The organism is Streptomyces sp. NPDC046931 (genome assembly GCF_040644655.1).
Taxonomy (GTDB): Bacteria; Actinomycetota; Actinomycetes; order Streptomycetales; family Streptomycetaceae; genus Streptomyces.
Map to the genome: position 1 here is coordinate 148457 of NZ_JBEYWX010000009.1, position 25368 is coordinate 173824.

Below are 25368 nucleotides of genomic sequence, written 5' to 3' on the forward strand. Positions count from 1 at the left end.
GTACCCGGTCAGCCCAGCCGGGACTCCAGTTCGGCCACGATCTCGTTCACGCCGACCGCCGTCTGCTCCCCGGACTCCATGTCCTTGAGCTGGACGACGCCCTCGGCGAGGTCGCGTTCGCCGGCGACGATCGTGTAGCGGGCGCCGCTGCGGTTGGCGTTCTTCATCGCGCCCTTCAGGCCCTTGCCGCCGTACGCGAAGTCCGCGGCGACACCGAGCTTGCGCAGCTCCATGATCTTGCCGAACAGGATCCGGCGGGCCTCCTCGCCCAGCGGCACCGCGAACACGCTCGTGGACGCGGGCAGTTGGAGCTCGATGCCCTCGGCCTCCAGCGCGAGCACCGTGCGGTCGACGCCCAGCGCCCAGCCCACGGACGGCAGCGCGGGGCCGCCGATCATCTCCGACAGGCCGTCGTAGCGTCCGCCGCCGCCCACCGCGGACTGCGAGCCCAGACCGTCGTGGACGAACTCGAAGGTGGTCCGCGTGTAGTAGTCCAGGCCGCGCACCAGCTTCGGGTCGTCCTCGAAGGACACGCCCGCCGCCGTGATCAGCTCGCGGACCTCCTCGTGGTAGGCCTTGCACGCGTCGCACAGGTAGTCGCGCAGCAGCGGGGCACCCGTCAGCTGCTTCTGGACCGACTCGCGCTTGTCGTCGAGCACCCGCAGCGGGTTGATGTCGACGCGGCGGCGCGTGTCCTCGTCCAGGTCCAGGCCGCGCAGGAAATCCTGGAGGGCGGCGCGGTAGACCGGGCGGCACTCCTTGTCGCCCAGGCTGTTGAGCAGGATGCGGAAGTTGCGCAGGCCGAGCGAGCGGTAGGCCTGGTCGGCCAGGATGATCAGCTCGGCGTCCAGGGCCGGGTCCTCGGCGCCGATCGCCTCGGCGCCCACCTGCGAGAAGTGGCGGTAACGGCCCTTCTGCGGGCGCTCGTAGCGGTAGTACGAGCCCGAGTACCAGAGCTTGACCGGGAGGTTGCCGGTCTTGTGCAGGTTGGCCTCCAGGGCGGCGCGCAGCACGGAGGCCGTGCCCTCGGGACGCAGGGCGAGCCTGTCGCCGCCCTTGGTCTCGAAGGCGTACATCTCCTTCGTCACGATGTCGGTGGACTCGCCCACCCCTCGCGCGAACAGCTCCACGTTCTCGAAGCCGGGTGTCTCGATGTAGCCGTAGCCGGAGTTGCGCAGCGGGGCCGCGATCGCCTCGCGCACCGCGAGGTACTTGGCGGAGTCCGGCGGGATCAGGTCGTACGTGCCCTTGGGGGCCTTGAAGGTGCTCACGGAGGTCTCGTCACATTCCTCGTCGGGGAGCGTCCACATCCGCGCGCTGATCTCGGCGGTCTGCGGCCACTTGTCGCAGATACGGATTGGTGGCCCGCTCCTGGCCGATGGTCGTCTGGGGGCCGTGGCCGGACAGCACCACGGTCGAGTCGTCGAGCGGCAGGCACACACGGGCCAGCGAGTCGAGCATCTCGGCCATGTCGCCGCCGGGCAGGTCAACGCGTCCGACGGAGCCGGCGAACAGCAGATCGCCCGAGAAGAGGAGCGGCGGGATGTCCGCCGCCTCGGGCATGCCGAAGGTCACCGACCCCTTGGTATGACCGGGCGCGTGCGCGACGGACAGCTCCAGACCGGCCAGCTCGAGCCTCGCACCGTCGGTCAGCTCCTTGACGTCGCCGGGCTCGCCCACGGTCAGCTCACCCATCAGCGGCATCCCGATGGACCGTCCGAGCGCCTTCTCGGGGTCGCTCATCATGTACCGGTCCTCAGGGTGGATCCAGGCCGGCACGTCGTGCGCGCCGCACACCGGGACGACCGACGCCACGTGGTCGATATGACCGTGGGTGAGGACGACGGCGACGGGCTTGAGCCGATGCTTGCGGAGCAGTTCCTCGACTCCCGGGGCGGCCTGGTGGCCCGGGTCGATGATGACGCACTCCTCACCCGCGGCGGGGGCGACCAGGTAGCAGTTGGTCCCCCAGGCCCCGGCGGGGAACCCGGCAATCAGCACGATCGTCCTTAGATATGTCGTACGGAGAGTGACTGTCTCGCGGTCAGAGCCTACCGGCGCTGCCGATTCCTCAGCGAACCCATATACGGTACGGGGCACACGCAGGCGCAGGACACACCAGACGCACGCGTACCGGTCGGCGTACGAGACGCATGAGGAGACAACCCCGTGGTCAGCCAGGAACAGCGGCGGCGACAGCTCGCCCGGGAGAAGTTCTTGCGGCAGCAGCAGCGGCGTACGGAGTCACGGCGCAAGTCGCGTGTGCGAAATTCGGTGGTCGGTGCCGTCCTCGGGGTGGTGCTGGTCGGCAGCGTGGTCTCCTACACCGCCGGGGTCTTCAAGAGCGACGGCAAGAAGGCCAACGCGGGCGCGAAGGTGTCCCCGAGCGCCTCCCCGACCAGCAAGGCGCCGGACCCCTGCGCGAAGCCCGCCGCGGGCACGGTCAAGCCGCTGAGCTGGAAGAAGGAGCCGGCGATGACCATCGACACGTCGGCGAAGTACACGATGAAGCTGGCGACCACGTGCGGTGACATCGGCATCGCGCTGAAGACCGCGGCGGCCCCGCACACCGTGAACTCGTTCAACTTCCTCGCGGGCCAGGGCTACTTCGACCACACCAAGTGCCACCGGCTCACCAACGAGGGCATCTACGTCCTGCAGTGCGGCGACCCGAAGGGCACCGGCACCGGCGGCCCCGGCTACACCATCCCGGACGAGAACCTCAAGGACACGAGCCTGAAGGGGAACGTGTACCCGGCGGGCACGGTCGCCATGGCCAACACGTACAACGCGGCCACCAAGCAGGGCCGCAACTCCGGTGGCAGCCAGTTCTTCCTCGTCTACCAGGACAGTCAGTTGCCGCCCGACTACACACCGTTCGGCACCATCGACGCGGCGGGCATGAACGTCCTGAAGAAGATCGCGTCCGCCGGGGCCCAGCCCATGGATCCCACCACGGGCAACACCGCCCCGAACGCAACCATCGTGATCAACAAGGCGACAGTGACGAAATCCTGACCGTCAACTGCGGAATTTCGGTCGCGCGGGATGCGGACAGCCGCCCCGCCGGTCGCCTATGTTGGCGGTGACGAAACTGTGGACGATGCCCGGGGGCGCTGAGGCCCCCCGCAGGCATCATGTGGAGGAGGCGCTGTGAGCAGCGACCCGTGGGGCCGCGTCGACGAGACGGGGACCGTGTACGTGCGAACGGCCGACGGCGAGAAGGTCGTCGGTTCCTGGCAGGCCGGCTCCCCTGAGGAGGCGTTGGCCTACTTCGAGCGCAAGTACGAGGGCCTGGTGGTCGAGATCGGCCTCCTCGAGAAGCGAGTGCAAACCACCGACCTGTCGGCCAAGGATGCCCAGGCCGCGATCGGCCATCTGCGGGACCAGGTGGAAGCGCACCACGCGGTCGGCGACCTGGACTCGCTGCGGGCCCGTCTGGACAAGCTCGTGGAGACCGTCGAGACACGCCGTGAGGAGCGCAAGGCGCAGCGGGCCCGGCAGTCCGACGAGGCGCGCCACGCGAAGGAGGCGCTGGTCACCGAGGCAGAGGAGCTGGCGCAGTCCGACCAGTGGCGGTCCGCCGGTGAGCGGCTGCGGGCGCTGGTGGACACCTGGAAGGGGCTGCCGCGGCTCGACCGGAAGTCGGACGACGAGCTGTGGCACCGCTTCTCGCACGCCCGGTCGGCGTTCTCCAAGCGTCGCAAGGCGCACTTCGCGCAGCTCGACGCGCAGCGCGAGGAGGCCCGCAAGACCAAGGAGAACCTGGTCGTCGAGGCCGAGGCGCTGTCGGGCTCCACGGACTGGGGTCCGACGGCGGCGCGCTACCGCGAGCTGATGGCCGAGTGGAAGGCGGCGGGCCGCGCCCAGCGCGAGCACGAGGACGATCTGTGGAACCGCTTCCGCGGCGCCCAGGACGTGTTCTTCGCCGCCCGCAGCTCGGTCTTCGCCGAGCGCGACGCCGAGCAGGCCGAGAACCTCAAGCTCAAGGAGGAGCTGGCCGAGGAGGCGGAGAAGCTGCTGCCGATCACGGACCTGAAGGGAACCCGTGGCGCCTTCCGCTCGATCAACGAGCGCTGGGAGGCCATCGGCCATGTGCCGCGGGACGCCCGGGCGCGGGTCGAGGGCCGGATGCACTCGGTCGAGCGTGCCATCCAGGAGGCCGAGGAGGCCGAGTGGCGCCGTACGAACCCCGAGGCGCGGGCGCGTGCCGAGGGGCTCACCGGTCAGCTTCAGGCCGCAGTGGACAAGCTGAGGGGCCAGATCGAGCAGGCCCGGGCCGCGGGCAACGACGCGAAGGCCGACAAGCTGGAGAAGGAGCTGGAGGGCCGCCAAGCGCTCCTGGACCAGGCCCTGAAGGGTCTCCAGGAGTTCGGCGGCTGAACCCGCGGATCCTGCCAACGCGAGGGGGCTCCCGTACGGTGCGTACGGGAGCCCCCTTCCGTGTGCCGTGCCGGGGTGCTCGGCCCGGATTGATCGGCCCGAGTCGAGCGGTCCGGGTCGATCAGTCCGACGGCCTGCGGGCCGAGGTCACGCGGTACACGTCGTACACGCCCTCGACGCCGCGTACGGCCTTGAGCACGTGGCCCAGGTGTTTCGGGTCGCCCATCTCGAAGGTGAAGCGGGAGGTGGCGACCCGGTCACGGGACGTCTGCACCGCGGCCGAGAGGATGTTGACGTGCTGGTCGGACAGGACCCGGGTCACGTCGGACAGCAGCCGCGAGCGGTCCAGCGCCTCCACCTGGATCGCGACCAGGAACACGGACGACTGCGTCGGGGCCCATTCCACCTCGAGGATGCGTTCGGGCTCGCGCGACAGTGACTCGACGTTCACACAGTCGGTGCGGTGGACCGATACGCCGCTGCCGCGGGTGACGAAGCCGATGATGGGGTCGCCCGGGACGGGCGTACAACAGCGGGCCAGTTTGACCCACACGTCCTCGACGCCCTTGACCACCACGCCCGGGTCCTGGCTGCGGCGCCGCTTGCGGCCACGGCTGCGGGTCGGCGGGACGGCCTCGTCGATCTCCTCGGTCGCGGCCTCCTCGCCGCCGAGCGCCTGAACCAGCTTCTGCACGACGTTCTGCGCCGCGACATGGCCCTCACCGATCGCCGCGTACAGCGAGGAGATGTCGGGGTAGCGCATCTCGTGGGCGAGGGTCACGAGCGAGTCGCCGGTCAGGATGCGCTGGATCGGCAGGTTCTGCTTGCGCATCGCCCGCGCGATGGCGTCCTTGCCCTGCTCGATCGCCTCGTCGCGCCGCTCCTTGGAGAACCACGCACGGATCTTGTTGCGGGCGCGCGGCGACTTCACAAAGCCGAGCCAGTCGCGGGAGGGGCCCGCGCCCGGAGCCTTGGAGGTGAAGACCTCCACCAGGTCGCCGTTGTCCAGGGTGGACTCCAGCGGTACCAGGCGGCCGTTGACCCGCGCGCCTATCGTGCGGTGGCCGACCTCCGTGTGGACCGCGTACGCGAAGTCCACCGGGGTGGCCCCGGCCGGCAGCGCTATGACATCGCCCTTCGGGGTGAAGACGAAGACCTCGTTGCGCGACAGGTCGAAGCGCAGGGACTCGAGGAACTCGCTCGGGTCCTCGGTCTCCTTCTGCCAGTCCAGCAACTGGCGCAGCCACGCCATGTCGTTGACGGCGTCCTTGTCCCGGGCCGTCGAACGAGGCGCATCGGTGCGGATCTTGGAGGCGCCCGCGACGGCCTCCTGCTTGTACTTCCAGTGCGCGGCGATGCCGTACTCCGCGCGGCGGTGCATGTCGAACGTGCGGATCTGAAGTTCGACGGGCTTGCCGTTGGGGCCGATCACCGTCGTGTGCAGCGACTGGTACATGTTGAACTTGGGCATCGCGATGTAGTCCTTGAACCGCCCCGGAACCGGGTTCCAGCGGGCGTGGACCGTGCCCAGTGCCGCATAGCAGTCACGCACCGTGTCGACAAGGACGCGGATACCGACCAGGTCGTAGATCTCCGCGAAGTCGCGGCCGCGGACGATCATCTTCTGGTAGACGCTGTAGTAGTGCTTCGGGCGGCCGGTGACGGTCGCCTTGATGCGGGCGGCGCGCAGGTCGCCCTGGACCTCGTCGGTCACTATCGCCAGGTACTCGTCGCGCTTGGGCGCACGTTCGGCGACCAGGCGGACGATCTCGTCGTACATCTTGGGGTAGAGGATCGCGAAGGCGAGGTCCTCCAGCTCCCACTTGATGGTGTTCATGCCCAGGCGGTGGGCGAGCGGCGCGTAGATCTCGAGGGTCTCGCGCGCCTTCTTCTCCTGCTTCTCGCGCTTGAGGTAGCGCATGGTGCGCATGTTGTGCAGACGGTCGGCCAGCTTGATCACCAGGACACGAGGGTCCTTGGCCATGGCGACGACCATCTTGCGCACGGTCTCGGCCTGCGCGGCCTCGCCGAACTTGACCTTGTCCAGCTTGGTGACGCCGTCGACGAGCAGCGCAACGGTGTCGCCGAAGTCGCGGCGCAGCTGGTCCAGGCCGTACTCGGTGTCCTCGACGGTGTCGTGCAGCAGGCCCGCCATCAGGGTGGCCGGGTCCATGCCCAGCTCGGCGAGGATCGTGGTCACCGCGAGCGGGTGCGTGATGTAGGGGTCGCCGCTTTTGCGCTTCTGGCCGCGGTGCCAGCGCTCGGCCACCTGGTAGGCGCGCTCGATCTGGCGGAGCGTGGAGTTCTCGGTCTTCGGGTCGTTGCTGCGCACTATCCGCAGCAACGGCTCCAGCACCGGGTTGTACGGATTGGCGCGCTGGACGCCGAGACGGGCGAGGCGGGCGCGGACCCGGTTGGAGGAACCGGAGCGGGCGGGCGGGGCCGGAGCGGGACGGACCGCGGGGGTGCGCTCGGGGGCCGGCTTGGGACGCGGCCGCTCGGCGGCCGGCTCCACGGGCGCCGACTGGGCATGCTCCACCCGCCCGTGCGGGGCGTCCTGCGCGCTGCGCGCGGGCTGGGCCGCGGCCTTCGACGACGGGTCGGGCTTGGCGGCGGTCAGGTGCTGGGCCTCGTCTGGCAAGAGGGCTCCTCGTGCGCGATCCCGGTCCCCGGTCAGGACCGGATGTCCATGGTATCGAGCCGACGTCCTACACGCCGACGAGCCCATATACCGATCAGGGGCCCGAGTCCGGCTCGGGCCCCTGATCTCACTTCACCTGCTCATCAGCCTGGCCTGGTGCGGGACGCCGGCCTCACCTCCAGTTGAAGGCCGCCGTGCCCTTCACCTGGATCTCCTTCTCGGCAAGCACGTTCCCCCACGGCACAGTGAACGAGCCGGACTTGGCGCAGCCGAGGTCGAACCACTTCTTCTTGCCGTTGACGAAGCCCTTGGCCTTGACACAGACCTTGGTGCCCCTGAAGACGGTCCAGGAGTAGCCCATCCGCAGGCCCGGACGGCCGAAGTGACCGCACCCGTCCTTGAGGGTCTGCCACTTCCACGGAACGGCAACCGCCCTGTTCCAGTCGCCGCAGGAGGCCGCCACCGAGGTGGTGGTCTTGACCTCGGCGCGGGCCGGGCTTGCGCTGGCGGTCGTCGCCCCCGCGCTGAGGGCGGCGACGGAGAGAACCGAGACGACCCCCGTCGTCATCTTGCGTGACATGTTCATCGAATCCTCCTTGTGATGCCCTGGTCAGTGGCATCGGCAAGATCCAACCAGCCGGAGCCCACCCTCGAACGCACTTTTGAGGAACATCTGAGCAAGCGATCACTGACGGTGCGCCACCGACAGCAGCGACGAGAAGGGCGCCCCGGGATCCCCCGGGGCGCCCTCCCTCATGCCCGTCCATCCCACAGTGGGGACGTCTCTCAGATGGTGAGGAGTGCCTCCAGCGGCGCCCCCGCGAGGGCCGGCTCCAGGCGGGTGCGGCCACCGAGGAAACCCAGCTCCATGAGAACCGCAAGGCCCGAGACCTCGGCGCCGGCCCGCTGAATCAGCTGGATCGCGGCCTCGGCGGTGCCGCCGGTCGCAAGGACGTCGTCCACGATCAGGACGCGGTCCCCGGAGGTCAGGTCCTCGGCGTGCACCTCGATCTCGGCCGAGCCGTACTCCAGGTCGTAGGCCTGGCGCAGGGTGGCTCCGGGGAGCTTGCCGGCCTTTCGGACCGGGATGAAGCCGACGCCCGCGCGGACGGCGACCGGGGCGCCGAGGATGAACCCGCGGGCCTCCAGACCGACGATCTTCGTCGCGCCGTGCCGCACGACGAGCTCCGCCAGCGCGTCGGTGAGCGCGGTGAAGGCTCCCGGGTCCGCCAGGAGCGGGGTGATGTCCTTGAACATCACGCCCGGCTCCGGGTGGTCCGGCACATCCCGGATGCGGCTGAGCAGGAGCTTCTTTATGTCGGTCGTGTCGGTCATCGACGCTTTCCTGAGGGTCGGCCGCGACCGCGGCCACGGGACGCGGGCTGGTTGCGCTGGCCGACGACCGCGGGCGTGGCGTCCTGCGGCTCGTCGGCGGACCGCGTCTCGGCGATCTCATCCTCGGCGGCGGTCTGGGCCCGCTTGGCCAGGACCCGCTTCCTGAGGGCCTTCATCTGCGGCTCGCGCTCCTTGAGGTCCGCGACGAGCGGCGTGGCGATGAAGATCGACGAGTAGGCACCGGCCGCGAGGCCGACGAACAGCGACAGCGAGATGTCGTTCAGCGTGCCCGCGCCGAGGAAGCCGCCGCCGATGAACAGCAGGCCGGCCACCGGCAGCAGCGCCACCACCGTGGTGTTGATGGAGCGGACCAGGGTGCTGTTGATCGAGCGGTTGGCGATGTCGCTGTAGGTCCAGCGGGTCTGCTTGGTGATGTCCTTCGTCTGCTCCTTGAGGCTGTCGAAGACGACGACCGTGTCGTAGAGCGAGTAACCGAGGATCGTCAGCAGACCGATGACCGTACCGGGCGTCACCTCGAAGCCGACGAGGGCGTAGATGCCGGTCGTGATGGTGATGTCGTGGATCAGCGCGACCAGGGCCGCGAGCGCCATGCGCCACTCGAAGGCGATGGCCAGGTAGATCACCACGAGCACCATGAAGATCGCCAGGCCCTGCCAGGCCTTGCTGGCGATCTGCTCGCCCCAGCTGGGACCGACCAGGTCGGCGTTGATCTGCTCGGCGCTGACCTTCAGGTCCTTGGCCAGCTCGTCCTTGATCTGGTCGGACTTGCCGGTGTCGATCCCCGCGACCTGGATGCGCAGGCCGCCCGTGCCGAGCTTCTGCACGACGGCGGCGTGGCCGGAGGCCTCCTGGGCGTAGGTCTCTGCCTGGGCCACCGAGACGCTGGTCTTCGGCGTGGTGAAGATCGCTCCGCCCTGGAACTCGATGCCCATGTTCAAGCCGCGCACCGTCAGACCCAGGATGGCCGTGATGGTGATCAGGATCGAGACGCCGTACCAGATCTTGCGGTTTCCGACGAAGTCGTAACCGACCTCGCCTCGGTGGAGCCGGGCGCCGAGGTTGCCGAGCTTCGACATCTCTCACGCCTCCTTCGGGTCGACGGGGGCGGAGGGACGACGGGTGCGCCGCAGGGGCGGCTTGGCGCCGAGGCGCTTGGGGTCGAGGCCGGACCAGCTGTGTCCGCTCGCGAAGAACGTACGGCGGGCGAGGATCGCCATGAGCGGCTTGGTGAAGAGGAAGACGACGACCACGTCGAGGACCGTGGTCAGGCCGAGCGTGAACGCGAAGCCCTGGACCTTGCCGACGGTGACGATGAACAGCACCGCTGCGGCCAGGAACGACACGAAGTCGGAGACCAGGATGGTGCGCCGGGCACGCGGCCAGGCCCGCTCGACGGCGGGCCGCAGCGAGCGGCCCTCGCGGATCTCGTCCCGGATGCGTTCGAAGAACACGATGAAGGAGTCCGCGGTGATACCGATCGCGACGATGGCACCGCACACGGCCGGCAGGTTCAGCGCGAAGTGGATCGTGGGGCCGAGCAGCGCCATGATCACGTACGTGAGCATCGCGGACACCAGCAGGGACGCGACGGCCACGAGCGACAGGCCGCGGTAGTACACGACCAGGTAGATCACGACCAGGGCCAGGCCGATGGCACCGGCGATGAGGCCCGCCTGGAGCTGCTCGCCGCCGAGCGCCGCGGTCACCGTGGTGACGCTCGACTCCTTGAAGGTGAGCGGAAGCGCACCGTAGGACAGCATGTTGGCGAGGCTCTGGGCCTCCTCCTGGGTGAAGCTGCCGGAGATGTACGCGCTACCGCCGCTGATGGCGGTCCGGACGTACGGGTGGGAGACGACCTCGTCGTCCAGGACGATCGCGAACTCGTTCTGCGGGCTGGGCTGCTGCGCCAGCCTGGAGGTGACGTCGGCGAACTTCTTGGAGCCGCTGGAATCGAACGTCATCTGGACCTGCCAGCCCGAGGCGTCCGTGGTGCTGAAGGTCGCCTGGGCCTTCTTGACCTCGGTGCCGTCGACCGCGACCGGGCCGAGGATGAACTTGTTCCAGACGTTGCCGTCCTTGCCGCAGGCGACGGTGGTCTCACCGGGCTTGGCGCCCTTGCCCGCGGTGGCGCGCTGCTCGGGCTTGCTGCAGTCGAGGGTGGCGTACTGGGCCTGGAGCTTGCCCGCGTCGCCGGATCCGCCGCTCGCGGACGGCGAGGGGCTGGTGGAGGCCTTGGCTGCCGCGGAACCGGTCGCGGAGGGGGTGGCGGAGCCGGTCGCCGACGGAGTGGGGGAGCCGGCCTTCAGCGCGTCGGTGACGGGACGGCCCTGCGTGGTGGCGGAGGCCGTCGGGGTGGCGGTGGAGCCGGGCGTCGCCTTGCCGGTGCCACCCGCCTTGGCGCTGGTCGACGCGCTCGGCTTCGCGCCGGTCGACGCGCTCGGCTTGGCGCTGCCGCCCGCGCTCGGGCTGCCGCTCGGGTTGGCCGGGGTGGCGGGGCCGGTCGCCTCGCGTTGCAGGACCGGGCGGAAGTAGAGCTTCGCGGTGGTGCCGACCTGCTCCCGGGCTTCCTTGGAGTTCATGCCCCGGGGGATGTTGACGATGATGTTGCGATCGCCCTGGGTCTGAACCTCCGCCTCGGAGACGCCCAGCCCGTTGACACGGCGGTTCATGATGTCGACCGCGGTGTCCATGTTGGTCTTGTTGATCGCGTTGGGCTGACCGGGTTCGTTGACCGCCGTCAGCGTGATGCTGGTGCCGCCGGCGAGGTCGATGCCGAGACGCGGAGTGGGGTGTCCGGAGGCGAACATTCCCCCGGTGAGCGCCGCGATGGCGATCAGGATGAGGGCCAGCGAGCGCCCAGGCTTGCTCTGGGCGCTCGCGCTCCGGCCCTTCTTCGGTGCTGCCACCTTCTCGTACTCCCTCTCGGGCCGCCCGGCGCCTGATCGGCACGCGGACGGCCATGACATGGTGTCGGGACTCCGTGCGGGAACGACACGTCACGGGACGCTTACGGCACGAGCGCTGCGCGCCGTGCGCCCGGGACGTGACTACTTCGCGTCGGACTCGCCGTCGGTCTTCTTCGACTCTGCTTCGTCGGCCTTTGCGGCGGGCGTCTCATCGGCCGCGTCGTCCGCGTCCTTCTTGCCGAGGTCGACGGCCTTGTCGGGGGAGGCGTCGGCGGCGGGCTCGTCCGTCTCGGCGAGGGAGGAGGCGTCGTCCGGCACAACGGCACCGTCGACCTTCAGGTCGTGCTCGATGCCGTGGACGATGCGGTTGTACTCGTCGTCGGTGAGGACGGCGCCGATCGCGTTCTTCGCGAAGAGCAGCTCCACCCCCGGGCCCGCGTCAAGGAGGACCGTGTCCTCGTTGACCTCCTTGACCGTCGCGTACATGCCCCCGATGGTGCGGACGCCGGAGCCGGGCTGCATCTGGTTCCGCATGGTGACGGCCTGCTGCTGCTTCTTCTTGGCCGAGCGCGTCATCAGAAACATGGCCGCGATGAGCACGATGAACGGGAGAAGGGTCAAGGTATTCACGGGACGGAATTTCCTTCGCACGACCGCTCGATCGGCGGCCTGGTGGTTGAGAGTGGTCGGCACCGCCCGCAAAGGCGGCATCGGCGGAGTCTAAGCGAGTCCGCACGCATGGAACAACGCCCAGCATGGCACCCGGGTTCCTGCCCGTGCGAGTACCGCGCCGTCACGCCCCGAACAGGTCCTGTTGTCCGTTCCCCCCGGTCGTTCCCCCGGTCCTCGCCCCGGTCGGTCCCCCGGACGCGCCGTGCGGAGCGGTGAGCCCGAGGTGCGCCCAGGCGGCGGGAGTGGCCACGCGTCCGCGCGGGGTGCGGGCGAGCAGCCCCTCCCTGACCAGGAAAGGCTCGGCGACCTCTTCCACGGTCTCACGTTCCTCCCCCACCGCGACCGCCAGCGTGGACAGCCCGACGGGACCACCGCCGAACAGCTTGAGCAGGGCCTCCAGGACGGCCCGGTCGAGGCGGTCCAGGCCCCGCGTGTCCACCTCGTACACGCTGAGCGCTGCCGCCGCGATCTCACGGGTGATCACTCCATCGGCCTTGACCTGCGCATAGTCCCGCACGCGGCGCAGCAGCCGGTTGGCGATGCGGGGCGTGCCGCGGGAGCGGCCGGCGATCTCCGCCGCGCCGTCGGAGTGGATCTCCACGTCGAGCAGGCTCGCCGAACGGTGGACGACGCGCTCGAGCTCGGCGGGTTCGTAGAACTCCATGTGCGCGGTGAAGCCGAAGCGGTCGCGCAGCGGGGGCGGCAGCAGGCCCGCCCTCGTCGTGGCGCCGACCAGGGTGAACGGCGGCAGTTCGAGGGGGATGGCGGTGGCGCCGGGGCCCTTGCCGACGATCACGTCGACCCGGAAGTCCTCCATCGCCATGTAGAGCATCTCCTCGGCGGGCCGGGACATGCGGTGGATCTCGTCCAGGAAGAGGACCTCGCCCTCCTGGAGAGAGGAGAGGATGGCGGCGAGGTCCCCCGCGTGCTGGATGGCGGGGCCGCTGGTGATGCGGATGGGGGCGCCCATCTCGGCCGCGATGATCATCGACAGGGTGGTCTTGCCGAGTCCGGGGGCGCCGGACAGAAGCACATGGTCGGCGGTGGCCCCCCGGGCGCGTGCCGCGCGCAGCACGAGGTCGAGCTGCTCGCGGACCTTCTCCTGGCCGATGAACTCGTCCAGGTCCTTGGGGCGCAGGGCGGCCTCGACGGCCTGGTCCTCCCGGTCGGCGACAGAGCCCACCAGCCGCTCGGAGGCGGGGGTGTCGGTCGTGTCGTCCCAGTTCATGGAGTGTGCCTCGGGGTCTCGTGGGGGCGCGGTCAGCGGGCGCGGTTCAGGGTCTGCAGGGCCGCCTTCAGGAGCGCGCCCACCTGGGGGGCTCCCTGAGCGGCTTCGGCCTGCGGGGCGACCGCGGTCACGGCCTCGTCCGCCTCCCGGGTCGCGTAGCCGAGGCCGATCAGGGCGGCGTGCAGCTGGTCGCGCCAGCCGGCGGTGACGGGGGCGCCGACGACGGGGGCGCCGGTCGGCTCGCCGAGACGGTCCTTCAGCTCAAGGAGCAGCTTCTGGGCACCCTTCTTGCCGATGCCGGGCACGGCCGTGAGGGCCTTCTCGTCGCCGGTCGCCACGGCTCGGCGCAGGGCGTCCGGGGAGTGGACGGCGAGCATCGACTGGGCCAGGCGCGGGCCGACACCGCTCGCGGTCTGGAGCAGCTCGAAGACCTGGCGCTCGTCGTCGTCCGCGAAGCCGTAGAGCGTCAGCGAGTCCTCCCTGACGACCAGCGACGTGGCCAGCTTGGTGTCCCTGCCGACCCGGAGCCCCGAGAGGGTGTTCGGTGTGCACTGGACGGCCAGGCCGATGCCGCCCACCTCGACCACGGCGGAGTCCGGGGCGAGGGCGGCGACCGGGCCGCTGACGAAGGCGATCATGCGGTACGGCCTTTCGAGGCGTGCAGGGCGACGGCCTGCTGGAGTCGGTTCTGGGCGGGAGCGCGCCAGATGTGGCAGATGGCGAGCGCGAGGGCGTCCGCGGCGTCGGCGGGCCTTGGGGGCGCGTCCAGCCGGAGCAGCCGGGTGACCATGGCTCCCACCTGGGCCTTGTCGGCTCGTCCGGTGCCGGTGACGGCGGCCTTGACCTCGCTCGGGGTGTGCAGGGCGACGGGGATGCCGCGGCGGGCGGCGCAGAGCATGGCGACGGCGCTGGCCTGGGCGGTGCCCATGACCGTGCGCACGTTGTGCTGGCTGAAGACGCGTTCGACGGCGACGAATTCCGGCCGGTGCTCGTCGAGCCACTGCTCGATGCCCTGTTCGACGGCGACGAGGCGCCGGCCCAGGTCGGCGTGCACGGGAGTACGGACGACACCGACGCCGAGCATCGTCAGCGGCCGGCCGGGCACACCCTCGACGACACCGACGCCGCACCGGGTCAGTCCCGGGTCCACCCCCAGTACGCGCACCCCCGTGCCTCCCTTCGCTCTCCCTCGGCCACCGCTGGGTGGTACCCCCAGTTCGTGCAGGCTATCGGGTGCCACTGACAACGGCCGACAAAGCGACGGGCCGACGGGTGGTGTCCCGTCGGCCCGGTCGTTTCTGGGCGGCTCTAGGCGTCGACCTTCTCCATGACCTCGTCGCTGACGTCGAAGTTGGCGAAGACGTTCTGCACGTCGTCGCTGTCCTCGAGCGCGTCGATCAGCTTGAAGATCTTCTTGGCACCCTCTTCGTCGAGCGGGACCTGCATGGTCGGCACGAAGTCGGCCTCGGCGGAGTCGTAGTCGATCCCGGCCTCCTGGAGGGCGCTGCGGACCGCGACCAGGTCGGTGGCCTCGCTGATCACCTCGAAGGACTCACCGAGGTCGTTGACCTCCTCGGCGCCCGCGTCGAGCACGGCACCCAGGACGTCGTCCTCGGTCAGCTCGCCCTTGGGGACGATCACGACGCCCTTGCGGTTGAACAGGTACGAGACGGAGCCGGGGTCGGCCATGGAGCCGCCGTTGCGGGTCATGGCGACACGGACGTCCGAGGCGGCGCGGTTGCGGTTGTCGGTGAGGCACTCGATGAGCACCGCGACACCGTTGGGACCGTAGCCCTCGTACATGATCGTCTCGTAGTCGGCGCCGCCGGCCTCCAGGCCCGCGCCACGCTTGACCGCCGAGTCGATGTTCTTGTTCGGGACCGACTGCTTCTTCGCCTTCTGGATGGCGTCGTACAGCGTCGGGTTGCCGTCGGGGTCGGCACCGCCCGTGCGGGCCGCGACCTCGATGTTCTTGATCAGCTTCGCGAAGAGCTTGCCGCGCTTGGCGTCGATCACGGCCTTCTTGTGCTTCGTCGTGGCCCATTTAGAGTGGCCGGACATCTGCCTGTCTCCTTCGCGTAACCCGTCCTGTACGAACTCCCCCATGGGTGAACGGCCGGGGGACCCCCACAGATCCTACAAGGACTCCGGTATCCGGTCGGCGCGCACCATGTCCACGAACAGGGAGTGCACGCGGTGGTCGCCGGTCAGTTCCGGGTGGAACGACGTGGCGAGCGCGTTGCCCTGGCGGACCGCGACGATATGGCCGTCGTGCTCGGCGAGCACCTCGGCCCCGGCGCCCACGGACTCGACCCAAGGGGCGCGGATGAAGACGCCCTCCACAGGATCGCCCGTGACGCCCTGCACGTCGACCGCCGCCTCGAACGACTCGTTCTGCCGGCCGAAGGCGTTGCGGCGCACGATCATGTCGATGCCGCCGATGGTCTCCTGACCCGAGCGCGGGTCGAGGATCTTGTCGGCGAGCATGATCATGCCGGCGCAGGTGCCGTAGACGGGCATACCGGCGTGTACGCGTGCGCGCAGGGGTTCCATCACTCCGAAGAGGTTGGCCAGCTTGGAGATGGTGGTGGACTCGCCGCCGGGGATGACGAGGCCGTCGACCTCGGCGAGCTCTTCGGGGCGCCGCACCGGCCTGGCCACAGCGTCGGCCGCGGCCAGGGCGATGAGGTGCTCCCGTACGTCGCCCTGAAGGGCCAGGACGCCAATGACGGGGGTGTTCATGTGTACCGGTGCCTTACCAGCCGCGGTTCGCGTAGCGCTCGGTCTCGGGGAGGGTGTCGCAGTTGATGCCGACCATGGCCTCGCCGAGGTTGCGGGACGCGTCGGCGATGATCTTCGGGTCGTCGTAGAAGGTGGTGGCCTTCACGATGGCGGCGGCGCGCTTGGCCGGGTCGCCGGACTTGAAGATGCCGGATCCGACGAACACGCCCTCGGCGCCGAGCTGGCGCATCAGCGCCGCGTCGGCGGGGGTGGCGACACCGCCGGCGGAGAACAGCACGACCGGGAGCTTGCCCAGCTCGGCGACCTCCTTGACCAGCTCGTACGGGGCGCGAAGCTCCTTGGCGGCGGCGTACAGCTCGTGGTTGTCGAAGCCACGCAGGCGGGCGATCTCGTTCTTGATCTGGCGCAGGTGGCGGACCGCCTCCACGACGTTGCCGGTACCGGCCTCGCCCTTGGAGCGGATCATCGCGGCGCCCTCGGCGATACGGCGCAGGGCCTCGCCCAGGTTGGTGGCGCCACAGACGAACGGCGTGGTGAAGGCCCACTTGTCGGAGTGGTTGACCTCGTCGGCCGGGGTGAGGACCTCGGACTCGTCGATGTAGTCGACGCCCAGGGACTGGAGCACCTGCGCCTCGACGAAGTGGCCGATCCGGGACTTGGCCATGACCGGGATGGACACGGCGTCGATGATGCCCTCGATCATGTCGGGGTCGGACATGCGGGCGACGCCGCCGTCCTTGCGGATGTCGGCCGGGACCCGCTCGAGGGCCATGACGGCGACGGCCCCCGCGTCCTCGGCGATCTTCGCCTGCTCCGGCGTGACGACGTCCATGATCACGCCGCCCTTGAGCTGCTCGGCCATGCCTCGCTTGACGCGGGCGGTGCCGGTCTCGGGGGTCTGGGGGGTGGAGAGCGCGCTGGACACGGGTTCGACCTCACTCGGAAAAGGGGTGATTTCTGCTGCACCGAGTGAACGCGGGGCGAACAGGCCACGGCAAGGGCCAATGGGGACGCGGTGGATCGTTTTGGGGCACGGAGGGGCCCGCAGCTCCCCGTCCGTCACACCGCCGACCGGTCCGTCAGCGCCGCCGGAGGCTCGTCGTCCATCTCGAAGGCCATCGGGAACGGGGCGTGGCCGGCCAGCCGGAGCCAGCGCACCTTGCGGTGGCGGCGCAGCGCCCGGGCGGCGCGCACGGCGTCGTTGTGGAACCTCCGGGCCATCGGCACCCGGCGCACGGCCTCGGTCAGCTCCCGGGCCGCCGTCTCGCCACCGGGTGCCTCCCGTACCGCCTCCAGCTGCTGCATCTCGCCGAAGACGGCCCGCAGCGCCTGGCTCAGCTCGCTCTCGGCGACCTCCCGCTGCTCCTCCTCCGCCTGCCGGGCCGCGTGGGCGGCCTCGTACAGAACGATCGACGCGGCCGGATCGAGCACCCCCGAGGTCGCCAGCTCCTGCGTGACGGAGGCCCTGCGCAGCAGCTGCGCGTCGAGCGCGGCGCGCGCGGCGTCGATACGGGAGTGCAGCCGGTCGAGGCGGCCCGCGGTCCAGCTCAGGTAGAGGCCGATCGCGACGAGGGCGACGAGGATCCAGATGAGGGTTGCGGTCACGGGCGGCAAGGCTACCGGGCCGTCGCCGTCAGTCCCGGGCCAGGCCGAGGCGGGCTCGCAGCCCCGTTCGTTCGTCCGTGGCCACCGCCGCCGCGCCGTCCGTCACCGTCTCGTAGACCGACAGGATGTCCGCACCGACCGTCGACCAGTCGAAGCGCCGTACGTGGGCGCTGCCGCGGGCCCGCAGTTCCGCGCGGCGCCCGGGGTCCGCCAGCAGTCGCAGAGCCGCGTCGGCGAGCGCGTCGGCGTCCTCGTTGGCGAACAGCTCGCCGGCCGCCCCCCGGTCGAGCACCTGGGCGAAGGCGTCCAGGCCGGAGGCGAGCACGGGCGCGCCCGCCGACATGGCCTCGACCAGGATGATCCCGAAGCTCTCGCCCCCCGTGTTGGGCGCCACGTACAGGTCGACGCTCCGCAGGAAGCGTGCCTTGTCCTCGTCGCTGATCATGCCGAGGAACTCCACGCGCGGGCGCAGCTCGGCGGGGAGCGTCTCCACCGCCTCCTCCTCGTCGCCCCGTCCGGCGACCAGCAGTCGGGTCTCCGGACGGGTGGCCAGGATCTTCGGCAGGGCCTTCATGAGGACCGGCAGGCCCTTGCGGGGCTCGTCGATGCGCCCTATGAAGCCGATCGTCTCCCCCTGCCATTCGGCCTTGGGCTCGGCCTTCGCGAAGAAGTCGACGTCCACGCCGTTCGGGATCACCACGGCGTCGCCGCCGAGGTGTTCGACGAGCGTGCGCCGCGCGTACTCGCTCACCGCGATGCGCGCGCTGATCTTCTCCAGGGCGGCCTGCAGGATCGAGTAGGCGGCGATCATCGCCCGGGACCGCGGGTTGGAGGTGTGGAAGGTCGCCACGATCGGCCCCTGCGCCGCCCAGCAGGCCAGCAGGCCGAGCGACGGCGAGGCCGGCTCGTGGATGTGGATCACGTCGAACTCGCCGTCGTGCAGCCAGCGCCGCACCCGGGCCGCGCTGATGAAGCCGAAGTTCAGGCGGGCGACCGAGCCGTTGTACGGCACCGGCACCGCGCGGCCGGCGGATACCACGTACGGCGGCAGCGGAGTGTCGTCGTCCGCGGGGGCGAGGACGGAGACCTCGTGCCCCAGGCGGATGAAGTACTCGGCCAGATCGCGGATGTGGAACTGGACGCCGCCCGGCACGTCCCAGGAGTACGGGCAGACGATGCCGATCCTCACGGCGTCCCCTTCTGAGGGTCCTTGCCGGGATCCAGGTCGGCGAGCCACAGACGCTGCAGCATGTGCCAGTCCTCCGGATGCTCGGTGATCCCCGTGGCGAAGGCGTCGGCCAGCGCCTGTGTCATGACAGACGTCTTCTCGGCCCGGGTACCTGACTCGGGTACCTCGATCGGGGAATGCACGCGCCCCCGCATGACGGGCGAGTCGTCGTACCAGAGGGTCACCGGCAGCAGCAGCGCGCCGGTCTGCTGGGCGAGCAGCGCGGGTCCCGCAGGCATCCGGGCCGTCTCCCCGAAGAAGGTGACCTCGACGCCGGAGGCCGACAGGTCGCGGTCGGCGACCAGGCAGACCAGCCCCCCGTCGCGCAGTCGCCGGGCCAGGGTGCCGAAGGCGGAGCCGCCGCTGTGCGGCAGCACCTCCATGCCGAGGCCCTCACGGTAGGCGACGAAGCGGTCGTAGAGCGTCTCGGGCTTGAGCCGCTCGGCGACCGTCGTGAACGGCGTCCGCAGCTTGGTGGTGACCCAGGCGCCGGCCAGGTCCCAGTTGGCCAGATGGGGAAGCGCGAGGACGACGCCCTTGCCCGCGGCCAGTCCGTCGGTGAGGAAGTGCAGATCCTTGGGGTCGAAGCCGTCCTTGATGCGCTCCTCGCTCCAGGCCGGGAGACGGAAGGACTCCATCCAGTAGCGCAGATACGAGCGCATGCCCGCCCGGGACAGTTCGGCGAGCCGCTCGGGGCCGGCGCCGGGCACCACGCGCGCGTAGTTGCTCTCGAGCCGTTGCACGCCCTTGCCGCGCTGTTTCCACGCCAGGTCGGCGATGGTCCGGCCCAGCCGCGTGGCGACGGGCTCGGGCAGGGTCCTGACCGTGCCCCAGCCGAGTCCGTAGAGCCCGTCGGTGAGCCGCTCCCGGATGCCGCTCACGTCGCCGCCCCGTCCTTTCGACCGCCCCTCACTGTGCCTTCTCGCTTCCGTGCGGGGCGTTCTCGCCCTGGTCGCCGGCCGCCACCGCGTCCGCCTCGGCGGATTCCCGGCGGACCGTGACCACGCGCTGGATCAGCGTGACCAGGCTGCCGACGGCGACGACCCACAGGGCGATCGGCAGCAGCACCTGGATGCCGGGCACACCGAACTTGTGCAGACCGGCGAAGCCGGCCGCGACCAGCGAGATCACCAGCCGCTCGGCCCGCTCGACGAGCCCGTTCACGGCGACGGGCAGACCGATCGACTCCCCACGGGCCTTGGTGTAGGACACGACCTGGCCGCTGGCCAGGCAGAAGATCGAGACCGCGCACAGGACGTTGTCGTCGCCGTTGCCCGCGTACCACAGGGCGAAGCCGCCGAAGATCGCACCGTCGGCGACCCGGTCCAGGGTGGAGTCCAGGAAGGCGCCCCAGCGGCTGGAGCGGCCGAGCTGGCGGGCCATGTTGCCGTCGACGAGGTCCGAGAACACGAACAGGGTGATGACGACCGTGCCCCAGAAGAACTCGCCCCTGGGGTAGAAGACCAGCGCGCCCGCGATGACCCCGGCGGTGCCGATGAGCGTCACCGTGTCGGGGCTGACGCCCCTGCGGATCAGAAACGCGGCGAACGGTGTGAGGACACGCGTGAAGAATGCACGCGCGTACTTGTTCAGCATGGCCTTCCCGACGGTCGGTGAGCCGCGTGGCCCCTGCTGACCACCGGCTGGCCCATCGTAGCCACGCGTGTGTGCGCGTGACGGCCGGGCACCCGTACCCCCGTGTCATGTTCCGGTGGTGCCGGGTTCACCCGGCGATCGCGGCGGGCGCGGCGTGCCCGGGCGTCGGGATCACATCCGGTGGATCACGGCCGGGAGGCGGGATCACGTCCTTCGTATGGACGCACCGTGACGGGAGTGCAAAGCTCGAAGACACTGCGGGCGTCACCGGAGCCGCCTACCGCACGCGGGTCCGCACGTCCGCGCCCACAATGACCTCACCGCGCACGGGAGGCAAGGCCATGGGCGACAAGGCGAACGCACACCCCGGAGCCGCCGGCAGGGCTACAGCGGCCGACCACCCCGCGTCCGTACGGAATGTGGTGCTGGTCGGCCACAGCGGATCGGGCAAGACGACTCTGGTGGAGGCTCTCGCGCTGACCGCGGGAGCGGTGAACCGGGCGGGCCGCGTGGAGGACGGCGGCACCGTCTCGGACTACGACGAGATCGAGCACCGGCAGCAGCGTTCGGTGCAGCTCTCGCTGGTCCCCGTCGAATGGGACGGGATCAAGGTCAACCTGCTGGACACCCCCGGATACGCCGACTTCGTCGGGGAGCTGCGGGCCGGTCTGCGCGCGGCGGACGCGGCCCTCTTCGTCGTCTCGGCCGCGGACGGGGTGGACGGTTCCACCCGCATGGTCTGGGACGAGTGCGCGGCGGTCGGCATGCCGCGCGCCCTCGTGATCACGCACCTGGAGGCCGCCCGGGCCGACTTCGAGGAGATGACCCGGGTGTGCGCGCAGGAGTTCGGCGCGGACGACCCCGACGCCGTACTGCCCCTGTACCTGCCGCTGCACGGCTCCCAGGGCCCCGACGGGCACGCGCCCGTGACCGGGCTGGTCGGGCTGCTGTCGCAGAAGCTGTTCGACTACTCCTCCGGCGAGCGCAAGGAGTCCGAACCGGGGCCCGAGCAGCTGCCGATGATCGAGGACGCCCGCAACCGGCTCATCGAGGGGATCATCTCGGAGAGCGAGGACGAGACCCTGATGGACCGCTACGTGGGCGGCGAGGACGTCGACCTCGGCACCCTGGTGCAGGACCTGGAGCGCGCGGTGGCGCGCGGGGTCTTCTTCCCGGTGCTGGCCGCGGCGCCCGCCGCCGAGGGCGCCCGCCAGGGAATCGGCACCGTCGAGCTGCTGGAGCTGATCACGGGCGGCTTCCCGACCCCGCTGGAGCGGGAGGCGGCCGCGGTCACCACCCCGGACGGCAAGCCCCGTGAGCTCGCGCTCTGCGACCCGTCGGGGCCCCTGGTGGCGGAGGTCGTCAAGACGTCCTCCGACCCGTATGTGGGCCGTATCTCGCTGGTTCGCGTCTTCTCGGGCACCCTGCGCCCCGACGACACGGTCCACGTCTCCGGACACGGGCTGTCCGACCGCGGGCACGAGGACCACGACGTCGACGAACGGGTCGGCGCCCTGTCCGTGCCGTTCGGCAAACAGCAGCGCCCGCTGACGCAGTGCATCGCGGGCGACCTGGCGTGCGTGGCAAAACTGAACCGCGCGGAGACCGGGGACACGCTCTCGGCCAAGGACGACCCGCTGCTCATGGCGCCCTGGGAGATGCCGGACCCGCTGCTGCCGCTCGCCATCCAGGCGCACAGCAAGGCGGACGAGGACAAGCTCAGCCTGGGGCTCTCCCGGCTGGTCGCCGAGGATCCGACCATGCGGCTCGAACAGAACCAGGACACCCACCAGGTGGTGCTGTGGTGCCTGGGCGAGGCGCACGCGGACGTCGCGCTGGAGCGGCTGCGCAGCCGCTACGGGGTCCAGGTCGACGTGGTGCCGCACATGGTCTCCCTCTGGGAGACGTTCGCGGGCAGGTCCGGCGGGCGCGGGCGGCACGTCAAGCAGTCCGGCGGACACGGTCAGTACGCGATCTGCGAGATCGAGGTCGAACCGCTGCCCGGCGGCTCCGGCATCGAGTTCGTCGACAAGGTGGTGGGCGGGGCCGTGCCCCGGCAGTTCATCCCGTCCGTCGAGAAGGGCGTTCGCGCCCAGGCCGCCAAGGGCGTGGCCACCGGCAACCCTCTGGTGGACGTCCGGATCACGCTGCTCGACGGCAAGGCGCACTCCGTGGACTCCTCGGACGCCGCCTTCCAGACGGCGGGCGCGCTCGCCCTGCGCGAGGCGGCGGCCGACGCGACGATCCACCTCCTGGAGCCGGTCGCCGAGGTCTCGGTGCTGGTCGGCGACGACTACGTCGGCGCCGTGATGAGCGACCTGTCCACGCGCCGCGGCCGGGTCCTCGGAACCGAACAGACGAGCGCCGGCCGGACTCTGGTGCGGGCCGAGGTGCCGGAGATCGAGATCGGCCGGTACGCGGTCGACCTCCGCTCCCTCTCGCACGGCACGGCCCGGTTCAGCCGCTCCTACGCGCGGCACGAGCCCATGCCGCCGCAGGTCGCGCAGAAGATCCGCGAACAGGCGCAGCAGAACGCGTAGGCGGGCCCGTCGTCTGCGCTCCCCCCGGCGGGCGGCTTCTGGCCGTCCGCCGACGAATGTCGGCGGCGCCGGATACGCTGATGACCTGATCAAGTTGACACGCGATCACCATGATGACCTGTTCAACAGGTGTGCGGGGCAGGGAAGTCGGGAAGGCCGCAGGAGCGGGTTCGGCGGCAAGGGGGCGGGCAGTGACGGACGTATTCGATTTCAGTCCCGGGGCACAGGTGCCCCTCTCGGGCTCCGCGGGCCAGACGGCGGCGACCTACGCCCTGGCCTCGGCGGCCTACCGGGACGCGAAGGTCGAGACGATCCTCGACGCCGACAACGAATGGCATCAGTCGACCGTCAGCCCTCCCCGCCCCTGGGCGAAGCTCTTCCGGCCGAACCTCGGCGAGGCCTTCTCGCTCGCCGTGCGCGACCGCATGCTGGGTGCCGAACGCAAGCCGCTCATCCAGTCCTTCGGCACCGAGCCGCAGGTGGTCGTCGAGCACTGCCTGGCCGCCCACCGCATCCGGCGGGAGCGCGACAACTGGCTGTCGGCCGTGACCGTGCTGTGCGGGGTGCTGTTCCTGCCCGGGCTGCTGGTGTGGCTGCTGGTCTTCACGATCCGCGCCGGCATCGTCAAGCGGGACGCCAAGCGCGGATCCGCCCTCGGCACCGTGCTGCTGGCGGCGGTGGGCGTCCTCGCCGTGATCTTCGTGATCCGGATGCCGTTCACGGGCTTCTGGGGGTGGTACGGGCGCGCGGCGATCATCCTGCCCGTGATCGGCTGGTACTGGGCGAAGCAGATCTGCGAGCGGACGGCGAAGGACCTGCGCGAGCGCTGGGACAGCCTGCTCGCCGGCGGCGGACTCGGCGCCAAGATCCCCGAGGCGGTGCCCGGCAGCCCCGGGGAGAACTCCGCCGAGCGGCTGCGCCAGGCCCTCGCCCGGCTGAGCGCCGAACAGCAGTCCAACGCCGTCTTCTACGCCGGTCCCAAGGGCATCCTCGGCATGGGCACGCGCTGGGGCAGCTGGCAGCTCGCCGAGGACCTGGTGCCGGCCGACCCGGACAAGGAGATCCACCCGTTCCGCAGCTGGGACGTGATCAAGGTCATCCACGACCAGCTGCGCATGCTGGAGCGCGGCCCGCTCAACACCGGCGGCTTCCCGACCCCGTCGATCAGGCACTGGATCGTCAGCCCGATCGGGGAGAAGGCCGCGGAGGTGTCCCGCCCCGAGAACACGGACGTGGACGCGTACCAGTTCAAGCAGCACGCGATACAGGAGATCTGCAACAAGCAGCAGTTCGGCGGAGGTGAGCGGCACTATCTCGGGGTCCAGTGGACCCTGTGGGACGGCCAGCTGATCCTCACCATGCTGATCACGGTGACCGTGCTGCACGAGACGCTGCGCATCGAGGTCACCGGGCACGCCCTGGGGCCGGTGAACGCGCTGTTCACGACCAAGCCGGCGGCACCGACCAAGAAGGTGCAGAAGCAGGTCAGGTTCTGGGAGACCCGCGAGGTGAAGCTCCCGCTGGTCGACACGGACGAGGTGGTGCGGCTGGCGGTCCGCGCCCCGCTCAGCTGGTATCCGCCGCTGCTGAACTGGCTCGGCGGCTCGCTGACCCTGCCCGAGCCGTTCGGTCTGCGTCACGCCTGGGCGGACCAGCCGTGGCGGCACCGCTTCATGGCGGACGACGCGCTGCGGGCGGCGACGCCGGTGCTGCGGGTGGTGCACGCGGCGGCGATCCGGGTGCTGGAGGAGAACGGCGTGGACACGGAGAAGTTCGGGACGCGCTCGGCGTTCCTCAGCACGCAGGTGCAGGATCCGACGCCGCGGAAGGCGGACGTCTACGACGCGTAGCGTCTGCGGCGGCCGGGCCCCCGGCCCTCACGCCGTCGGCCAGGCCTGCGCGAGCATTGTGCGGGTGTCGGCCAGCAGCTGGGGCAGCACCTTCGTGTGACCGATCACCGGCATGAAGTTGGTGTCGCCGCCCCAGCGCGGCACGACGTGCTGGTGCAGGTGGGCGGCGATGCCCGCGCCGGCGGCCGTGCCCTGGTTCATGCCGATGTTGAAGCCGTGGGCCCCGGAGGCCCGGCGCAGGGCGGTCATCGCCTGCTTGGTCAGCCCGGCCAGCTCCGCGGTCTCCGGCTCCGTCAGGTCCGTGTAGTCGGCGACGTGGCGGTAGGGCACGACCATCAGATGGCCGCCGTTGTACGGGTACAGGTTGAGTACCGCGTACACCTGCTCGCCGCGCTTGACGATCAGCCCGTCCTCGTCGGACTTGGCCGGAATGGTGCAGAACGGGCAGCCGTCGTCGGCCCCCGGGCCGGTCGGCTTGTTCTCGCCCTGGATGTAGGCCATCCGGTGGGGCGTCCACAGGCGCTGGAACGCGTCCCGCGTCCCCACTCCGATCTGCTGCTCCGGCTCACTCGTCATGCTGTGCAGCATATGGCTTCGGTCGTGCTCCGCGTGATGGGAGGG

General features: G+C 70.4%; 23 protein-coding genes. 4 read left to right on the top strand and 19 right to left on the bottom strand.

Annotated elements, in window-relative coordinates; genetic code table 11:
* Positions 1-8: 8 nt before the first annotated feature.
* Positions 9-1271, bottom strand: a complete 1263-nt coding sequence (gene hisS / locus ABZ876_RS18435; RefSeq protein ID WP_361781712.1) for a histidine--tRNA ligase — start codon at positions 1269-1271, stop codon at positions 9-11.
* Positions 1272-1281: 10 nt separating this feature from the next.
* Positions 1282-2001, bottom strand: a complete 720-nt coding sequence (locus ABZ876_RS18440; RefSeq protein WP_361781715.1) for an MBL fold metallo-hydrolase — start codon at positions 1999-2001, stop codon at positions 1282-1284.
* A gap of 168 nt (positions 2002-2169) precedes the next feature.
* Here ABZ876_RS18440 and ABZ876_RS18445 point away from each other — a divergent pair, with 168 nt between their 5' ends.
* Both ABZ876_RS18445 and ABZ876_RS18450 read left to right on the top strand, forming a co-directional pair.
* Positions 2170-3018, top strand: a complete 849-nt coding sequence (locus tag ABZ876_RS18445) for a peptidylprolyl isomerase (RefSeq protein ID WP_361781718.1) — start codon at positions 2170-2172, stop codon at positions 3016-3018.
* A gap of 135 nt (positions 3019-3153) precedes the next feature.
* Positions 3154-4383: a DUF349 domain-containing protein gene (locus ABZ876_RS18450; protein ID WP_361781721.1), complete on the top strand. Its 1230-nt coding sequence runs from the start codon at positions 3154-3156 to the stop codon at positions 4381-4383.
* A gap of 121 nt (positions 4384-4504) precedes the next feature.
* Here ABZ876_RS18450 and ABZ876_RS18455 read toward each other — a convergent pair whose 3' ends face one another.
* From ABZ876_RS18455 to pgsA, 16 genes are all read right to left on the bottom strand, one after another.
* Positions 4505-7024, bottom strand: coding sequence for a bifunctional (p)ppGpp synthetase/guanosine-3',5'-bis(diphosphate) 3'-pyrophosphohydrolase (locus ABZ876_RS18455; RefSeq protein WP_361781724.1), 2520 nt, complete (start codon positions 7022-7024; stop codon positions 4505-4507).
* A gap of 172 nt (positions 7025-7196) precedes the next feature.
* On the bottom strand, positions 7197-7610 hold the full coding sequence (locus ABZ876_RS18460; protein WP_361781727.1) for a hypothetical protein: 414 nt from the start codon (positions 7608-7610) through the stop codon (positions 7197-7199).
* Between the two features lie 200 nt (positions 7611-7810).
* Complete coding sequence (locus ABZ876_RS18465; protein ID WP_361781730.1) at positions 7811-8359, bottom strand: adenine phosphoribosyltransferase; 549 nt, start codon at positions 8357-8359, stop codon at positions 7811-7813.
* Entirely contained in the window at positions 8356-9456 is a 1101-nt protein-coding gene (gene secF, locus ABZ876_RS18470) for a protein translocase subunit SecF (protein ID WP_361781733.1), read from the bottom strand. The genes ABZ876_RS18465 and secF overlap by 4 nt, the downstream gene beginning before the upstream one ends.
* A 3-nt stretch (positions 9457-9459) precedes the next feature.
* Positions 9460-11286 (bottom strand): protein translocase subunit SecD, encoded by a 1827-nt coding sequence (secD, locus tag ABZ876_RS18475; protein ID WP_361781736.1) that lies wholly within the window; start codon positions 11284-11286, stop codon positions 9460-9462.
* A gap of 141 nt (positions 11287-11427) precedes the next feature.
* On the bottom strand, positions 11428-11916 hold the full coding sequence (gene yajC / locus ABZ876_RS18480; RefSeq protein ID WP_361781739.1) for a preprotein translocase subunit YajC: 489 nt from the start codon (positions 11914-11916) through the stop codon (positions 11428-11430).
* Positions 11917-12079: 163 nt separating this feature from the next.
* Entirely contained in the window at positions 12080-13186 is a 1107-nt protein-coding gene (gene ruvB / locus ABZ876_RS18485) for a Holliday junction branch migration DNA helicase RuvB (protein WP_361781742.1), read from the bottom strand.
* A gap of 32 nt (positions 13187-13218) precedes the next feature.
* A complete protein-coding gene (gene ruvA / locus ABZ876_RS18490; protein WP_361781745.1) occupies positions 13219-13824 on the bottom strand; it encodes a Holliday junction branch migration protein RuvA in 606 nt (201 codons plus the stop codon).
* The gene (ruvC, locus tag ABZ876_RS18495) at positions 13821-14351 is read right to left on the bottom strand and encodes a crossover junction endodeoxyribonuclease RuvC (protein WP_361781748.1); all 531 of its coding nucleotides are present in this window, start codon (positions 14349-14351) and stop codon (positions 13821-13823) included. The genes ruvA and ruvC overlap by 4 nt, the downstream gene beginning before the upstream one ends.
* Positions 14352-14494: 143 nt before the next feature.
* Positions 14495-15247, bottom strand: a complete 753-nt coding sequence (locus tag ABZ876_RS18500; RefSeq protein WP_361781751.1) for a YebC/PmpR family DNA-binding transcriptional regulator — start codon at positions 15245-15247, stop codon at positions 14495-14497.
* Between the two features lie 75 nt (positions 15248-15322).
* Positions 15323-15928 carry a pyridoxal 5'-phosphate synthase glutaminase subunit PdxT gene (gene pdxT / locus ABZ876_RS18505; RefSeq protein ID WP_361781754.1) on the bottom strand — a complete coding sequence of 202 codons (606 nt, stop codon included), beginning with the start codon at positions 15926-15928 and terminating at the stop codon, positions 15323-15325.
* Positions 15929-15941: 13 nt separating this feature from the next.
* Positions 15942-16853 carry a pyridoxal 5'-phosphate synthase lyase subunit PdxS gene (gene pdxS, locus ABZ876_RS18510; RefSeq protein WP_361781756.1) on the bottom strand — a complete coding sequence of 304 codons (912 nt, stop codon included), beginning with the start codon at positions 16851-16853 and terminating at the stop codon, positions 15942-15944.
* Between the two features lie 134 nt (positions 16854-16987).
* Entirely contained in the window at positions 16988-17533 is a 546-nt protein-coding gene (locus ABZ876_RS18515) for a hypothetical protein (RefSeq protein ID WP_361781759.1), read from the bottom strand.
* A gap of 28 nt (positions 17534-17561) precedes the next feature.
* The gene (locus ABZ876_RS18520) at positions 17562-18722 is read right to left on the bottom strand and encodes a glycosyltransferase family 4 protein (protein WP_361781762.1); all 1161 of its coding nucleotides are present in this window, start codon (positions 18720-18722) and stop codon (positions 17562-17564) included.
* Positions 18719-19642 (bottom strand): phosphatidylinositol mannoside acyltransferase, encoded by a 924-nt coding sequence (locus ABZ876_RS18525; RefSeq protein ID WP_361781765.1) that lies wholly within the window; start codon positions 19640-19642, stop codon positions 18719-18721. The genes ABZ876_RS18520 and ABZ876_RS18525 overlap by 4 nt, the downstream gene beginning before the upstream one ends.
* A 28-nt stretch (positions 19643-19670) precedes the next feature.
* Positions 19671-20357: a phosphatidylinositol phosphate synthase gene (pgsA, locus tag ABZ876_RS18530; protein ID WP_361781768.1), complete on the bottom strand. Its 687-nt coding sequence runs from the start codon at positions 20355-20357 to the stop codon at positions 19671-19673.
* Positions 20358-20698: 341 nt separating this feature from the next.
* Here pgsA and ABZ876_RS18535 point away from each other — a divergent pair, with 341 nt between their 5' ends.
* Positions 20699-22897 carry an elongation factor G-like protein EF-G2 gene (locus tag ABZ876_RS18535; RefSeq protein ID WP_361781771.1) on the top strand — a complete coding sequence of 733 codons (2199 nt, stop codon included), beginning with the start codon at positions 20699-20701 and terminating at the stop codon, positions 22895-22897.
* 191 nt (positions 22898-23088) lie between these two features.
* Complete coding sequence (locus tag ABZ876_RS18540) at positions 23089-24747, top strand: hypothetical protein (protein WP_361781774.1); 1659 nt, start codon at positions 23089-23091, stop codon at positions 24745-24747.
* Positions 24748-24774: 27 nt separating this feature from the next.
* On the opposite strand, the gene ABZ876_RS18545 is transcribed toward ABZ876_RS18540, so the two are convergent.
* Entirely contained in the window at positions 24775-25335 is a 561-nt protein-coding gene (locus ABZ876_RS18545; RefSeq protein WP_361781777.1) for an HIT domain-containing protein, read from the bottom strand.
* Positions 25336-25368: the final 33 nt, after the last annotated feature.

Excerpts from the sequence above, each read along its gene's own strand:
- ruvB (WP_361781742.1), bottom strand. The coding sequence starts at position 13,186 with ATGAACTGGGACGACACGACCGACACCCCCGCCTCCGAGCGGCTGGTG.
- ABZ876_RS18465 (WP_361781730.1), bottom strand. The coding sequence starts at position 8,359 with ATGACCGACACGACCGACATAAAGAAGCTCCTGCTCAGCCGCATCCGG.
- ABZ876_RS18460 (WP_361781727.1), bottom strand. The coding sequence starts at position 7,610 with ATGAACATGTCACGCAAGATGACGACGGGGGTCGTCTCGGTTCTCTCC.
- ABZ876_RS18545 (WP_361781777.1), bottom strand. The coding sequence starts at position 25,335 with ATGCTGCACAGCATGACGAGTGAGCCGGAGCAGCAGATCGGAGTGGGG.
- ABZ876_RS18535 (WP_361781771.1), top strand. The coding sequence starts at position 20,699 with ATGGGCGACAAGGCGAACGCACACCCCGGAGCCGCCGGCAGGGCTACA.
- pgsA (WP_361781768.1), bottom strand. The coding sequence starts at position 20,357 with ATGCTGAACAAGTACGCGCGTGCATTCTTCACGCGTGTCCTCACACCG.
- secF (WP_361781733.1), bottom strand. The coding sequence starts at position 9,456 with ATGTCGAAGCTCGGCAACCTCGGCGCCCGGCTCCACCGAGGCGAGGTC.
- ruvA (WP_361781745.1), bottom strand. The coding sequence starts at position 13,824 with ATGATCGCCTTCGTCAGCGGCCCGGTCGCCGCCCTCGCCCCGGACTCC.
- pdxT (WP_361781754.1), bottom strand. The coding sequence starts at position 15,928 with ATGAACACCCCCGTCATTGGCGTCCTGGCCCTTCAGGGCGACGTACGG.
- ABZ876_RS18500 (WP_361781751.1), bottom strand. The coding sequence starts at position 15,247 with ATGTCCGGCCACTCTAAATGGGCCACGACGAAGCACAAGAAGGCCGTG.